Origin of the sequence: Hydrogenophaga crassostreae, from assembly GCF_001761385.1 — a bacterium.
GTDB lineage: Bacteria > Pseudomonadota > Gammaproteobacteria > Burkholderiales > Burkholderiaceae_C > Hydrogenophaga > Hydrogenophaga crassostreae.
The window spans coordinates 2,924,504-2,939,009 of record NZ_CP017476.1; the positions used below are offsets into that span (position 1 = coordinate 2,924,504).

Here is a 14,506-nt window from a genome sequence, read left to right on the forward strand (position 1 = left end):
ATCAAGATGGTGCGCACCGATCTCAATGCAGGTGGCGTGGTTTGCGCCCCCCACCATGTCCGGTGCCGCCATGACCGCGCGGTGGCCGTCCCAGGTTCATCGAACTCACGAGTGACTCAAAGCGCTGGGTAAACAAGGTGTCGATAGAGGCCACCACAGCACCAAGCTCAGAGGCGTCAAAGTGACGCTCCATGATGTGCACCACGTCCTGCACCAGGAGATCGCGTTGCACTTGCATGATGGCTGCTGGCGTCGGGCCAACAAAACACATCATGAAGTCATCTCGCGCCTCTTCCTCGGAGTTGCCCTCTTCCTCCTCGTCAAACTCGGTGTCATAAAACGACACCTCGAGTGGTGCACCCGAGGCGGCGATTTCATTCAAGCCCATGCAGGCTTCTTCGACCACCTGGCGGAAGTCCTCATCGCCGGGCACGGTCCAGCACAGTTTCAAGACATGCGTTTGTGCATCAAAGCGGATGCCGGGCTCGTCTTCGTAAGAACTCTCGGCCGCTGCAGCGAGCGACTTCCCACCAGCGTATTGCCACAAAGGCTTGAGCGCATCCTGGATCTGGGCAAATTCCACGTCTTCACGCAGAGGCACATCGCCGTGCACATGGATTTCGAAGGGTGCGTTGTATCGGGTCATGAAAACTCACTGTACCGGCGAAACCGGGAAAAACCTAGTGACCTAGTGATCGTGGTGCCTCGAACCGGAATCGAACCGGTATGGCCGTTACAGCCGGCGGATTTTAAGTCCGCTGTGTCTACCAATTTCACCATCGAGGCAACGTGCCAATTGTCGCAGGTATGAAAGGCTGGGTAGGGCGACCAGGCTCGCCAACAAAAACGCCCCGAACAACAATTGATCGAGGCGTTTTCAAGTGACTGGAGGCGCGACCCGGAGTCGAACCGGGCTAGACGGATTTGCAATCCGTTGCATAACCGCTTTGCTATCGCGCCATGTCGAGACCGGCATGCAACCGACCTCTGCTCTACCGACAAAAAAGGGAAGCACTGGCTTCCCTTTTTAAATCTGGAGCGGGATAAGAGACTCGAACTCTCGACCTATACCTTGGCAAGGTATCGCTCTACCAACTGAGCTAATCCCGCATGTTTCCAACGTTTTGGTATCTCGTTGGAAGCCGAAATTATAGCGCAAAATTCTGCGCCTTTCGAACTTCGAATACTTTTTTGACTCAGTGCTTCACTGCATCTGGTGCCGTTGAACCAGGGCGTGCGGCTGCCGCGGCAATCTGCTCGGCGACCTCTTCTTCGGTCAAAGGCACGGGCAAACGCTCCAGCGCAATGGCCAGAACCTTGTCGATCCATTTCACAGGCAGGATTTCCAACCCCTCTTTGACGTTGTCGGGAATTTCGGCCAGATCTTTGACATTCTCTTCAGGGATGATCACCGTCTTGATGCCACCGCGAAGCGCCGCCAGCAGCTTCTCTTTCAAACCGCCAATGCCGGTTACCTCACCTCGCAACGTGATTTCACCGGTCATGGCCACGTCCGCCCGAATCGGAATACCTGTCAAGGCAGAAACCAGCGCCGTGGTCATCGCGGCGCCTGCACTCGGCCCATCTTTCGGTGTGGCGCCATCGGGCACGTGGATGTGGATGTCACGCTTGTTGAACACCTCATCCTTGATGCCCAATTCGCGGGAGCGGCTGCGCACAACCGTACGGGCTGCTTCAACCGACTCCTTCATCACGTCACCCAGCGAACCCGTGCGCGTGATGACACCCTTGCCCGGCATGGTCGCGACTTCGATGGTCAACAGGTCACCGCCCACCTCGGTCCAGGCCAGACCAACCACCTGGCCAACCTGATTCTTGGCTTCTGCCAGTCCAAAAGAGAACTTGCGAACGCCCAGAAATTCGTTGAGGTTCTCCGAGTCAATCACCAAAGTCGGTGTGTACTTCTTCAGCAGAAGCCCCTTGACCACCTTGCGGCAGATTTTGCCCAGTTCGCGCTCAAGGGAGCGCACTCCCGCCTCACGGGTGTAGTAGCGCACGATGTCGCGCACGGCCTCGTCCTTGACCTCCATTTCGCCATCCCGGATGCCGTTGTTCTTCAACTGCTTGGGCAACAAATAGCGAATGGCGATATTGGTCTTTTCTTCTTCTGTGTAACCAGACAGTCGAATGACTTCCATGCGGTCCAGCAGGGCCGGAGGAATGTTCATGGAGTTCGACGTGGCCACGAACATCACGTCGGACAAGTCAAAGTCGACCTCAACATAGTGATCGCCAAAGGTGTGGTTTTGCTCCGGGTCAAGGACCTCCAGCAAGGCGCTGGAAGGGTCGCCTCGAAAATCGGTGCCCAGTTTGTCGATCTCATCCAGGAGGAACAGTGGATTGCGTGTGCCAATCTTGCTCAGACTCTGCAGAACCTTGCCCGGCATTGCACCGATATAGGTGCGTCGATGGCCACGAATCTCAGCCTCATCACGCATGCCACCCAGGGCCATGCGAACGTACTTGCGTCCGGTTGCCTTGGCAACCGATTGCCCGAGCGAGGTTTTGCCAACACCAGGAGGGCCGACCAGGCACAGAATAGGCGCCTTGACCTTGTCTACGCGTTGCTGAACCGCAAGGTATTCAAGGATGCGGTCTTTGACCTTCTCAAGACCGTAGTGGTCCTCATTGAGAATCGACTCGGCCAGCGCCAAATCGTGTTTGATCTTGGTTTTCTTGCTCCAGGGCAGGCCGACCAGCGCGTCGATGTAGTTGCGCACCACCGTGGCCTCTGCCGACATGGGTGACATGAGCTTGAGCTTCTTGAACTCGGCTTCGGCCTTTTTGCGGGCTTCAGCTGGCATTTTTGCCAACTTGATCTTTTTCTCGATCTCTTCGATGTCAGCCCCCTCTTCCCCCTCGCCCAGCTCCTTCTGGATGGCCTTGACCTGCTCGTTCAGGTAGAAGTCGCGCTGGTTCTTTTCCATTTGCCGCTTGACGCGGCCGCGGATCTTTTTGTCGACATTGAGAATGTCGACTTCCCGCTCCAGCTGCTCAAAGAGATTTTCAAGGCGCTTGTTGATGGGGTCGAGATCCAGCACCACCTGTTTGGACTCGAGTTTCAATGGCAGGTGCGCAGCAATGGTGTCTGCCAAGCGGCCTGGATCGTCGATGCTCGATATCGAAGTGAGTATCTCTGAAGGAATCTTTTTGTTGAGTTTGACGTATTGGTCAAACTGCTGCATCACCGCCCGCCTCAGAGCCTCCAGCTCAGCCGATGGCACTGCAGCGATTTCCGCCTCTGCCTCTACAGGGGCCACACTGGCTTCAAAATGCGTTTCTCCCTCGGAGATCGAAAGCACTTTGGCGCGCTGCACGCCCTCCACCAGCACCTTCACGGTGCCGTCAGGCAGCTTCAGCATCTGCAAAATGGTGGCTACGCAGCCCATTTCAAACATGTCATCGGCCGACGGTTCATCTTTGGCTGCTGCTTTTTGGGCCACCAACATGATGCGCCGCTCGCCTTCCATCGCAGCCTCCAACGCTTTGATGCTCTTGGGGCGCCCCACAAAGAGGGGAATCACCATGTGCGGGAAGACCACGACGTCGCGCAGAGGCAGCAGCGGCAAGTCGACCGGCGTATTGGGCAACGGAGTTTGTCCGGACATATCTTTCAACCTCTACTAAAGGAATCAATGGGCGCTACCGCCCATCGCATCAACCATGCACCAAAGCACAATGGCGACCACTCAGGGTGGTGTTCGCCATGGCGGTGGTTCAAGCCTGCTTGGCCGCTTCGCGGTACACCAGCAGGGGCGGTTTGTTTTCATCGATGGTGGACTCGTCCACCACCACTTTCTCGACATTGCTCAGACCTGGCAATTCGAACATGGTGTCGATCAAGGCGTTTTCCAGGATCGAGCGCAGGCCTCGCGCACCGGTCTTGCGAGCCAGCGCCTTGCGGGCAATGGCTTTCAGCGCACCTGGGCGCACTTCCAGCTCGGCATCTTCCATGGCCAGCAAACGGGTGAACTGCTTGACCACCGCGTTTTTGGGCTCGGTCAGGATCTGCACCAGCGCGTCTTCGCTCAGCTCAGACAGCGCGGCGATCACAGGAACACGACCCACCAACTCAGGGATCAAGCCGAACTTGATCAGATCTTCCGGTTCGATTTCCTTGAACGCATCGGTCAGACTACGTTGTTTCTTGCTCTTGACCACGGCGCCAAAGCCCATGCCCGACGCTTCTGTGCGGTTCTCGATGATCTTTTCCAAACCGGCAAATGCGCCACCGCAAATGAAAAGAATGTTGGTCGTATCAACTTGCAAGAAATCCTGGTTGGGATGCTTGCGCCCACCTTGTGGCGGCACCGAGGCCATCGTGCCTTCGATCAACTTCAGCAAAGCCTGCTGAACACCTTCGCCCGACACGTCGCGGGTGATGGACGGGTTGTCGGATTTCCGGGTGATCTTGTCGATTTCGTCGATATAGACAATGCCCTGCTGGGCGCGCTCTACGTCGTAGTTGCAGCTTTGCAAGAGCTTGGCCACGATGTTTTCCACATCTTCACCCACATAGCCGGCTTCGGTCAGTGTGGTGGCATCGGCCATGACAAAAGGCACATTGAGCATGCGCGCCATGGTCTGTGCCAACAGCGTTTTGCCAGAACCAGTGGGGCCCAGCAGCAAAATATTGCTCTTGGCCAACTCGACTTCATCCTTGCGCGACGTTTGTTTGTGGCGCAGACGTTTGTAGTGGTTGTACACCGCAACGGCCAAAGCGCGCTTGGCAGGCTCTTGCCCGATGACGTAGCTGTCCAGGTTGGACTTCAGCTCGGCAGGCGTGGGCACTTCGTCCCCAGACATCTTGACGGTCTCAAGCCCAGGCAACTCATCGCGAATGATGTCGTTGCAAAGGTCTATGCATTCATCGCAGATGAACACAGAGGGGCCAGCGATCAGCTTCTTCACTTCGTGCTGGCTCTTACCGCAAAAGGAGCAGTAGAGGGCTTTTTCACCTGTGGTGGCTTTTTTGTCGACCATCGATTGAGTGGGGTCCGGTAAGTCGTTCAGTAATTCACTGACAACAATGATAATTCAAGGAGCCAACAGGCCAATGGCCCGAAAAGGGCCATTTTTGACCCGATTCAGGCTGTTTGACGCGAAAAACAGCTGTTTTTCGCGAAAGCCCATCAGGAAACGCTCGGGCGTTTGTCGATGACTTTGTCGATGATGCCGTATTCGGCTGACTCGGCGGCAGTCATGTAGTAGTCGCGCTCGGTGTCACGAATGACCTTTTCCAGCGGCTGGCCGGTGTTATCGGCCAGTATCTTGTTGAGCTGCTCGCGCGTCTTCAGAATTTCACGGGCCGAAATTTCGATTTCGGTGGCCTGACCTTGAGCTCCGCCGGAGGGCTGGTGAATCATGATTTTGGAGTTGGGCAACGAAAAACGCTTGCCTTTGGCACCGGCCGAAAGCAGGAAGGCACCCATGCTGGCAGCAAATCCAGTGCACAAGGTTGACACATCTGGCTTGATGAAATTCATGGTGTCGAAAATGGCCATGCCCGCGCTCACCGAACCACCTGGTGAGTTGATATAGAACGAGATGTCCTTGTCGGGGTTCTCACTCTCAAGGAACAACAGCTGTGCCACAACGAGGTTGGCGGAGTGGTCATTGACCGGCCCCACCAGAAAGATCACGCGCTCTTTGAGCAGGCGTGAGTAAATATCGTAAGCGCGTTCCCCGCGACCCGATGTTTCGATCACCATGGGGACCATGCCCAGGCTTTGTATGTCCATTGCGCTCATGCATTTCTCCGTGAATTGATCATTTGCTCTACCCTTACTGTAACCAACCCGTCAAGGTCGGGTTTGCGTTGCGGGCATAGGGGTAAGGGTCATATGGCGAGTGTGTTTCAAATCACAAGCGCCAGACGACAAAAAAGGGCGGATCACTCCGCCCTCATTTGCGTTTCTAGGCAAAAAGCCTCGTAAATCAGGACTGGCCCATCAGCTCGTCGAAATCCACAGCCTTTTCGGTGACCTTGGCTTTGGACATCACAAACTCGGCCACATTGTTTTCAATCACGATGGCTTCAACTTCAGCCATGCGGCGGTTGTCGCTGGTGTACCAGCGCACAACATCTGCGGGTTTTTCATAGGAAGCAGACAACTCGTCGATGTGGGCCTTGATCTGGTCAGGCGTTGCCTGCAGTTCATTGGTTCGAACCAGCTCAGCCACCACCAGGCCCAGCCGCACACGGCGCTCGGCTTGTGGACGGAACAAATCCTCCGGGATAGGGGCCTTGTCGGCGTCTTTCACTCCACGCTGCTTCAAATCGGCACGGGCACCTTCAACCAGACGCTCCAGCTCAGACTGCACCACGGCATTGGGCAAATCAAGCTCCGCCTTGCTGGCAAGCGCGTCCATCGCAGCGGTCTTGTTGCGGGCCAGGACACGGAACTTCACTTCACGCTCGAGGTTCTTGCGGATGTCGGCACGCAGACCTTCGACCGTGCCTTCGGCGATGCCGAGCGACTTCGCCAAGGCTTCGTCCACTGCAGGCAGGTGAGCAGCTTCGATCTTGTTGACCGTGACCATGAAGTCGGCGGTTTTGCCAGCCACGTCTTTGCCATGGTAGTCGTCAGGGAACGGCAACGGGAAGGTTTTGGACTCGCTGGACTTCATGCCGCGAACCGCTTCTTCGAACTCTTTCAGCATCTGGCCATCGCCCACGATGAACTGGAAACCGTCGGCCTTACCGCCCTCAAATGCTTCTCCATCGATCTTGCCAGCGAAGTCGATCGTCACGCGATCGCCATCGGCAGCCGCTTGGTCCTGGGCCCGCTGGGCAAAGGTGCGGCGTTGCTTGCGCAGGATGTCGAGCGTGCGGTCGATAGCAGCGTCGCTCACTTCTGCAGTGACTTTTTCGACTTCGGCGGTCGCGAGATCACCAATGGTGACTTCGGGATACACCTCAAATACGGCGTCAAATGCCATCTGGCCTTCGGGCGCTTCTTCCTTTTCGGTGATTTTGGGCTGGCCAGCCACGCGAACCTGTGCCTCGGCAGCTGCCGTGGCAAACGCCTCGCCCACCTTGTCGTTCATGACTTCGTAGTGAACTGAGTAGCCATAACGCTGAGCAACAACGTTCATGGGTACCTTGCCCGGACGGAAACCGTCCATCTTCACATCGCGGGCGAGTTTTTTGAGTCGCTTGGATACTTCGATCTGGATCACATCGGCGGGAAGCGTCAGCGTGATTTTGCGCTCAAGCTTTTCGAGGGTTTCAACGGTCACGGTCATGCGTTTCTCCAAAGCAAAAAAAGCGGTCGGCCTGTGCCAACCGGTAAATGTGTATTCATCAATGAGATGGTGCGCGGGGCGGGACTCGAACCCGCACAGTATTGCTACCGTCAGGACCTAAACCTGGTGCGTCTACCAATTTCGCCACCCGCGCTCCTGAATCTCAGGCTTGAAACGGGGGCACTAGACCCCCATTGACTCAAGCCCGCTTTACGGCAACCTTCGATTGTAGCCGCTGGCGAAGTGCCCGGATTGCACTCCCTGGCGTTGTCAGCACGGGCAAGCCAACCGCCTGCTCCACTGCGACGTGGGCGCGGGCCATGCTGAACTGCGCCAGCGCGATCACAGTGCAGCCCTGCTCTTTCAATGTTTGAGCGGCCTTCACAACGAGTGCATCGTGAAGCTCGCTATCTCCACGGTTCAAGGCATCCATGGCCTCGGTGCACAACGCTGTGGCCAGATCAGTCCCCGCCGGAAATTCGGCTGGCATAGAGGTCAATGTGGGGGCGAATGATGCAACCAAGCCGATTCGACCGCCCGCAGCGGCCACCACGGCTTCGTCCACCATCGCCTCATTTGGCTTGAGAACGGGCATGGACGGCCGCCTCGCAGCAACTGCCTCGATGCACGAACCGAAGGCGGAGCATGTGAACAGAAGTGCCTGTGCGCCGGTGTTTTCAGCGTAGGCGGCAAGGGCCTCAAAGCGCTGGTGCATTGCTGCGTCCAGCCCGCGCCCACCCGCAACAGTGTTGCGCGCCAGATCCGCAGACAAGCTGTCGTCCAGCAGGTTCATGCACACTGCCTCGGGCCAAGCCCGCTGCATGGCCTCGTTGATCGGGTTCACCGAATGCGCCAATGCGTGAATCAGCGCCACCCGCGGCCCGGTCACTACCGCGTTCATGCCGCTTTGGGCGCAGTACGGCGCCGGCGCTGTAACCAGACCACCAAACCAAGCAATACAAAGGCGGGCACATACAGCCATTCTTTGGCAGGACGATCGGCGGCCACCTCCATCGACGTGATACGGAAGCTTTGCTCAATGCCCAGCTTCTCAGCCTGGCTGCCAAACTTCACCCCGACCACCATCAGCGAATCGCCGTCGGCCATCACGCTCACCCCCGAAGTAGCCAGGCGCGACTTGACATCGCCGGGCTCACCCAAGGGCAGCAACACACCCTTGCGAATTTCGTCGCCATTCAGGTTCAGCCCCTCAATCCATGCCCTCTTGCTGCTGTTGGCAGGTGCGTCGGTGATCACCTTACTCATCTGCTCACCTTTGACCTCGTCAAATGCTGGGTGGATCATGTCCATCCAGAAGCCAGGGCGGAACAGCGTAAAACAGACCAGCAACATGGCCAAGGATTCGTACCAGCGGCTGCGCACGATGAAGAAGCCTTGTGTCGCCGCAGCAAATATGAGCATCGCGATCACCGCCGTTCCAACGGTCATGATCAGATGCAAGGGGCCATCCAGACCGATCAACAGCAACTGGGTATTGAAGATGAAGAGAAACGGCAAGATGGCCGTGCGCATGCTGTAGAAGAACGCGGTGACGCCGGTCTGAATGGGGTCGTGCCGAGCAATGGCCGCTGCGGCAAACGAAGCCAGCCCCACCGGAGGCGTCACATCGGCCATGAGGCCAAAGTAGAAGACAAACAGGTGCACCGCAATCAACGGCACGATCAGGCCACTCTGCGCGCCCAACTCCACCACCACGGGTGCCATCAGCGTAGACACCACGATGTAGTTCGCCGTGGTCGGTAAGCCCATGCCCAGAATCAGGCTGATCACGGCCACCAGCACCAGCATCAGCATGAGGTTGCCGCCAGACAGGATTTCCACCAATTCGGTCATGACCAGGCCCACGCCGGTGAGCGAGACGGTACCCACAATGATGCCCGCAGCGGCCGTTGCCACACCGATACCAATCATGTTGCGAGCCCCTGTTTCAAGGCCCGAAATCAAATCGGCGATGCCGTTCTTGAAGTCGCCCGCAATGTTGTGGGCACCCCGCATGACGCCAATGATGGGCTTTTGTGTGAGGATGATGAAGACCATGAACATGGTCGCCCAGAAGGCCGACAGCGCGGGCGACAGCTGCTCTACCATCAGACACCAGACGAGCACCACGACAGCCAGCAGGTAGTGCAGACCCGAGCGCACCGTAGGGCCCGTTTCGGGCAGTTCGAACACCGGGGCATTGGGATCGTCCAGCTGAAGCTCCGGCTGGCGCGAACTGACCCAGAGCAAGCCCAGGTAGGCAGACATCAGCAACACGGCAATGGCCGGAATCGCGGCGCCACCGAGAGATGACTTGAGGAAGCTGATGGTGTAGTAGGTGATGCCTGCGAGCACGAAGAAGCCCGCAACCGTGGTCACAAAAGCGATCAATCGCTGCATGCCCGTGGACTGAACCCGCCGTGGCAAGCCTTGCATGTCGGCTTTGAGCGCCTCCAGGTGCACGATGTAGAAAAGCGCGATGTAGGAAATGATCGCCGGCAAGAATGCATGCTTCATCACCTCGATGTATGGAATGCCCACGTACTCCACCATCAGGAATGCAGCAGCCCCCATGACCGGTGGCATCAACTGACCGTTGACTGATGAAGAGACTTCGACAGCGCCAGCTTGATCACCTCGGTATCCGACCCGCTTCATGAGCGGAATGGTGAAGGTGCCGGTGGTCACCACGTTGGCAATCGACGAACCAGAAATAATGCCGGTGGCTGCAGAAGCCACCACAGCCGCTTTGGCCGGGCCACCGCGCATGTGACCCAGCAACGCAAACGCGGATTTGATGAAGTAATTGCCGGCGCCGGCTTTGTCGAGCAGTGATCCAAACAGCACAAACAAGAAGATAAAGCCGCTGGACACACCCAGCGCCACGCCAAACACACCTTCCGTGGTCAACCACTGATGGGTCATCGCCCGGTCGAGAGAGGCGCCCCGGTGGGAGAGCAAATCTGGCATGTAGGGGCCACCAAAGGTGTAGCCGAGAAACACCAGCGCGACAATCACCATCGGCAAGCCGAGCACCCGGCGTGTCGCTTCCAGCAGGAGCACGATACCGACCACAGCCGTCCACACATCAAACGGGATCGGCTGCCCAGGGCGGGTCGCCAGCTCTCGGTAAAAAATAAAGAGGTACGCTGCACAAAAGGCCCCGACCAAAGCAAACACCCAATCCAAGATGGGCACATGGTCGCGAGGTGACCGCTTGGTTGCCGGATAGGCCATGAATGAAAGAAACACCGCAAAGGCCAGGTGAATGGCCCGGCTTTCGGTGTCATTGAGCACAAAAATGCCCAGAGAAAAGGGCAACGGCGACGCGATCCACAACTGGAACAGCGACCAGGCCACCGCCACAACGAGTAGCAAGCGGCGCACAAACGGGCCAGGTTGTCGCCCGCCCGAATCGTTGTCTTGCACCAATTGGTTGACGTCGACCTCAGGTGGGCTTGTATCTTTATTTTTCATTCGAGTATTCCTTGACCTGTCTTGGCCCGAGACCCGGTTACCCAGGGCTTTCGTGTCCCTGAAAACAAACAACCCCATGAACGGAGACCGCGCATGGGGTGGCTACCAGAAGCGGGGTTGGATTACTTCATCCAGCCCTTTTCCTTGTAGTACTTCACAGCACCTGGATGCAAGGGAGCCGACAGACCATCCTTGATCATGTTTTCAGGATTCAAGTTGGCGAACGCGGGGTGCAGCTTCTTGAAGTCGTCGAAATTCTCGAAAACCGCCTTCACCAGCGTGTAGACCATATCGTCAGGTTGCTTGGCCGAGGTCACGAAGGTTGCCAACACACCGTAGGTCTGGGTAGGCGTGTCGTTGCCCTTGTACATGCCGGCCGGGATCGTGGCTTTGGCGTAGTACGAATTGGCGGCCACCAGCTTGTCGATGCCAGGACCGGTGATGTTCACCAGTTTGGCACCACAGGTGGTCACGGGATCCTGGATGTTGGCGCTGGGGTGACCCACGCCATAGAAGAACGCATCGATCTTGTTGTCGCACAGCGCAGCACCATGCTCGTCGGCTTTGAGCTCGGCAGCCAGACCAAAGTCCGACAGCTTCATGCCCTGAGCCGCCAGCAACTCGTCCATGGATGCACGGGTGCCCGAACCAGGGTTGCCCACGTTCACACGCTTGCCCTTGAGATCAGAGAAGTTCTTCACGTTGGCATCAGCGCGGGCCAACACAGTGAAGGGCTCAGGGTGAATGGAGAAAACCGAACGCAGATCAGCGAATGGGCCACTGCTTTCAAAAGCCTTCGTGCCCTTCAGTCCGTGGTAGTTCCAGTCGGACTGGGCCACACCAAAGTCAAGGTCGCCCCCCTTGATGGTGTTGATGTTGGCCACGGACCCACCGGTGGATTCCACCGTGCAGCGATAGCCATGGGTCTTGCGGTCCTTGTTGACCAGTCGGCAGATCGAGCCGCCAGCAGCGTAGTACACGCCGGTGACGCCGCCGGTGCCGATGGTCATGAATTTCTGTTGCGCCTGCGCGGCCATGGGCATGCCCATGGTGAGTGCTGCAGCGGCGATCGACATGCTGGACAGCGTCGCTTTGAGGGAAATGGTCATATTGACTCCTTGTTGTAGGTTAAAAACGAAATCGACAGTTGCGCTGCGACTCCTCGATGGCCCATGAAGCGCTGGCGTTTCCCCTGTTCAGTGGGTGTGCCAACCGCAGAGGCATGACCACCCGGCTAACCTTATGCTACCCCGACTCCTGTCGGAGTTTTCTCGGGTTTTGCCATTATATTTGCATATGTAATGCATAAGAAATACTGCTTATGGTTGGAAACAGCGCCTCAAACGGTCGAGGCAATGGCGCGATCGACGGCACTGCCCAGGCGATGCACGATCTGCGCCAATTCATCCTCGCTGGCGATAAATGGCGGTGCCAACAAGATGTGGTCGCCACGTACACCATCGACCGTTCCACTCATGGGGTAAACCATCAGGCCCTCCACCATGGCTTCGGACTTGATACGTGCATGCAGTTTCCGTGCCGGGTTGAACCATTGCTTGCTTCCGCGCTCGGCCACCAGCTCAACGCCCCAGAACAAGCCTCGACCGCGAATGTCGCCCACATGGGGATGATCTCCGAACCGAGCCTTGAGCAAGGCTTGCAACGCAGCACCTCGCGTTCGAACCTGGTGCAGCAAATCGTCGCGAATGATCACCCGCTGCACCGCCAGTGCCGCCGCGCAAGCCACGGCGTGCCCCAAATAGGTGTGTCCGTGTTGAAACAAGCCACTGCCCTGCCGAAACGCATCAACCAGTTTGGCCTGGGCCAATACCGCGCCAATCGGTTGGTAACCCCCGCCCAAGCCTTTGGCAATCGTCAACAGATCGGGCACCACGCCCTCTTGCTCGCAAGCGTGCAAGGTTCCGCTGCGGCCCATGCCACACATCACCTCATCCAGAATGAGCAAAATGCCGTGGCGGTCGCAGAGTTCCCGCACACCTTTGAAGTAGCCAGGCACCGGCGTGAGCACACCCGCCGTGGCGCCACCAATGGTCTCGGCCACAAAGGCCATCACATTTTCGCCGCCCAACTGGTCGATTGCCTCTGACAACTCGGCCACCAGTCGCTGCCCGTATTGTTCAGGCGTTTCGTCGGCCCGGCAGTCGCGGTATTCATAACAAGGCGAGACATGGGTCACATCCATCAACAGCGGTTTGAACTGCTCGCGGCGCCATGCGTTGCCACCCACCGCCAACGCACCCAGCGTATTGCCGTGGTAACTCTGGCGCCGGGCAATGAAATGGCGCCGCTGTGGTTGGCCGATTTCAACAAAATACTGGCGGGCCATTTTGAGCGCTGCCTCAACAGCTTCAGAACCACCGCTCACAAAATAGACGTGGCTCATGCCATCTGGAGCACTGTCGATCAACAATTCCGCCAGCTCTTCAGCCACTTCTGTGGTGAAGAAGCTCGTGTGGGCGTAGGCCAACCGGTCAAGCTGTTCGTGCATGGCAGCGATCACATCAGGATGCCCATGGCCCAGGCACGACACAGCCGCGCCACCCGATGCATCGATGTAGCGCTTTCCGGCAGCGTCGATCAATTCGACACCGCGGCCGCCAACGGCTACCGGCAAGCCACTTCGAAGTTGCCGATGAAAAACCTTGGAATTTTGTCCAGAGGAATTGGAATGAGCATTCATGGGTAAGGATCAATCAAAAGAAGGTTGAATAGTGGGGGCAGAAAAGAAGCTCCGTCAACTCGGCGGAGAGCCGGCTTTGGTTGGGCGAGGCCCACGCGGCCCACCTGCCCAATAGGTTCGGGTTTCGCGGTGACGTTGCTGGCGCTGCGCCAAACGCCGGGTCACGGGATCACCACCCCGCACCGCCACTTCGTTCATCAGCGCTTCGCCAAGGGCCTGCGCCCCCGTCATGGAGTGAAAGAAGCCCGTCGCCCGGGTCTCAAACTGCAACACCCAGCGCGCCACCTGAGCCAGCGGCGACAAGGGGCTGTCGGTCAGCGCCAGCACGGGCACGCCTCTGGCGTGTGCTTCCTGGGTCGCCTCAACCACCGTCCGGGCGTAAGGCGCCTGGCTCACCACGACCAAGAGGTCGGCTGAGTCCAGATCGGCCAAGCGGTCGGCGCCCGCATGCGACGCATCGGCAGCCAGCCAGGTGCCGCTGCGCAGCCAGTCACAGGCGTATTGCAGTGACTGGGCGACGCCAAAGCTGGCGCGCGAACCAAGAAAGGCGACCCCGCGGGCCGTCAGAATCGCCTGGGCAGCAGCGACCACCGTGGTTTGCGCGTTGTTTTCAATCGAGCGAACGTTGCCCATCTGCGCTTGAATCAACTGGTCCAGCGCATCGTGGCCTTCGCTCACAGCAGCCAGTTCATTGATCGGGGTTGAGCGGCGCGAGGCGTCGCTCAGGTGCAAGACCACCGGCGCTCGCAACCCTTCAAAGCCGCCCACGCCCAAGGCCCGCGCCAAGCGTGTCATGGTGGCCGGCGCAACGCCCGCAGCCTGCGCGGTTTGCCGCATCGACTGCAAGCCAAGAGCCGACGGGTGTTCGCGCACCCAACGCGCCGCGCGCTGCAGCTCCGGGCTCAAGGCCTCGAAATGCTGGTCAATCAGTTGGGTCAGTTGGTGGAGGGGCAACTTGTTCGCAGTGAAACATTTGAATCTTTAAAATTATAAAGAAACATTTGTTTCAACACCACCCCACCAACCTTCAACCTTCAACCTTCAACCTTCAACCTTCAA

At 57.8% G+C, this 14,506-nt stretch carries 10 protein-coding genes and 4 tRNA genes; all 14 read right to left on the reverse strand.

Going from position 1 to position 14,506, the window contains the following annotated elements; genetic code table 11:
• Nucleotides 1–22: 22 nt before the first annotated feature.
• The 14 genes from LPB072_RS13410 to LPB072_RS13475 all read right to left on the reverse strand — a co-directional run bounded on the left by LPB072_RS13410 (nt 23) and on the right by LPB072_RS13475 (nt 14,401).
• Nucleotides 23–646: a DUF6806 family protein gene (locus LPB072_RS13410; RefSeq protein WP_066090662.1), complete on the reverse strand. Its 624-nt coding sequence runs from the start codon at nt 644–646 to the stop codon at nt 23–25.
• A 52-nt stretch (nt 647–698) separates the two neighbouring features.
• Nucleotides 699–786, reverse strand: a tRNA-Leu gene (locus LPB072_RS13415).
• Nucleotides 787–886: 100 nt separating this feature from the next.
• A tRNA-Cys gene (locus tag LPB072_RS13420) sits at nt 887–960 on the reverse strand.
• Between the two features lie 74 nt (nt 961–1,034).
• Nucleotides 1,035–1,110, reverse strand: a tRNA-Gly gene (locus tag LPB072_RS13425).
• 86 nt (nt 1,111–1,196) lie between these two features.
• Complete coding sequence (gene lon / locus LPB072_RS13430) at nt 1,197–3,629, reverse strand: endopeptidase La (RefSeq protein ID WP_066090665.1); 2,433 nt, start codon at nt 3,627–3,629, stop codon at nt 1,197–1,199.
• A gap of 109 nt (nt 3,630–3,738) precedes the next feature.
• Nucleotides 3,739–5,004 (reverse strand): ATP-dependent Clp protease ATP-binding subunit ClpX, encoded by a 1,266-nt coding sequence (gene clpX / locus LPB072_RS13435; RefSeq protein WP_066090668.1) that lies wholly within the window; start codon nt 5,002–5,004, stop codon nt 3,739–3,741.
• A gap of 149 nt (nt 5,005–5,153) precedes the next feature.
• Nucleotides 5,154–5,771, reverse strand: a complete 618-nt coding sequence (clpP, locus tag LPB072_RS13440; protein WP_066090671.1) for an ATP-dependent Clp endopeptidase proteolytic subunit ClpP — start codon at nt 5,769–5,771, stop codon at nt 5,154–5,156.
• Between the two features lie 187 nt (nt 5,772–5,958).
• Complete coding sequence (tig, locus tag LPB072_RS13445) at nt 5,959–7,269, reverse strand: trigger factor (RefSeq protein ID WP_066090674.1); 1,311 nt, start codon at nt 7,267–7,269, stop codon at nt 5,959–5,961.
• A gap of 67 nt (nt 7,270–7,336) precedes the next feature.
• Nucleotides 7,337–7,423 (reverse strand) — tRNA-Leu (locus LPB072_RS13450).
• Nucleotides 7,424–7,468: 45 nt separating this feature from the next.
• Nucleotides 7,469–8,170: an aspartate/glutamate racemase family protein gene (locus LPB072_RS13455; RefSeq protein ID WP_066090677.1), complete on the reverse strand. Its 702-nt coding sequence runs from the start codon at nt 8,168–8,170 to the stop codon at nt 7,469–7,471.
• Complete coding sequence (locus LPB072_RS13460; RefSeq protein ID WP_066090680.1) at nt 8,167–10,746, reverse strand: TRAP transporter permease; 2,580 nt, start codon at nt 10,744–10,746, stop codon at nt 8,167–8,169. The genes LPB072_RS13455 and LPB072_RS13460 overlap by 4 nt, the downstream gene beginning before the upstream one ends.
• A gap of 122 nt (nt 10,747–10,868) precedes the next feature.
• Nucleotides 10,869–11,855: a TAXI family TRAP transporter solute-binding subunit gene (locus tag LPB072_RS13465; RefSeq protein WP_082876931.1), complete on the reverse strand. Its 987-nt coding sequence runs from the start codon at nt 11,853–11,855 to the stop codon at nt 10,869–10,871.
• Between the two features lie 230 nt (nt 11,856–12,085).
• Nucleotides 12,086–13,447 (reverse strand): aspartate aminotransferase family protein, encoded by a 1,362-nt coding sequence (locus tag LPB072_RS13470; protein WP_066090685.1) that lies wholly within the window; start codon nt 13,445–13,447, stop codon nt 12,086–12,088.
• A gap of 54 nt (nt 13,448–13,501) precedes the next feature.
• Entirely contained in the window at nt 13,502–14,401 is a 900-nt protein-coding gene (locus LPB072_RS13475; protein ID WP_066090687.1) for a MurR/RpiR family transcriptional regulator, read from the reverse strand.
• Between the last annotated feature and the right edge of the window lie 105 nt (nt 14,402–14,506).

What these genes read in the sequence shown, in the direction of transcription:
- LPB072_RS13465 (WP_082876931.1), bottom strand. Translation starts at nt 11,855, where the DNA reads ATGACCATTTCCCTCAAAGCGACGCTGTCCAGCATGTCGATCGCCGCT.
- LPB072_RS13460 (WP_066090680.1), bottom strand. Translation starts at nt 10,746, where the DNA reads ATGAAAAATAAAGATACAAGCCCACCTGAGGTCGACGTCAACCAATTG.
- clpP (WP_066090671.1), bottom strand. Translation starts at nt 5,771, where the DNA reads ATGAGCGCAATGGACATACAAAGCCTGGGCATGGTCCCCATGGTGATC.
- lon (WP_066090665.1), bottom strand. Translation starts at nt 3,629, where the DNA reads ATGTCCGGACAAACTCCGTTGCCCAATACGCCGGTCGACTTGCCGCTG.
- clpX (WP_066090668.1), bottom strand. Translation starts at nt 5,004, where the DNA reads ATGGTCGACAAAAAAGCCACCACAGGTGAAAAAGCCCTCTACTGCTCC.
- LPB072_RS13410 (WP_066090662.1), bottom strand. Translation starts at nt 646, where the DNA reads ATGACCCGATACAACGCACCCTTCGAAATCCATGTGCACGGCGATGTG.
- LPB072_RS13455 (WP_066090677.1), bottom strand. Translation starts at nt 8,170, where the DNA reads ATGAACGCGGTAGTGACCGGGCCGCGGGTGGCGCTGATTCACGCATTG.
- tig (WP_066090674.1), bottom strand. Translation starts at nt 7,269, where the DNA reads ATGACCGTGACCGTTGAAACCCTCGAAAAGCTTGAGCGCAAAATCACG.
- LPB072_RS13470 (WP_066090685.1), bottom strand. Translation starts at nt 13,447, where the DNA reads ATGAATGCTCATTCCAATTCCTCTGGACAAAATTCCAAGGTTTTTCAT.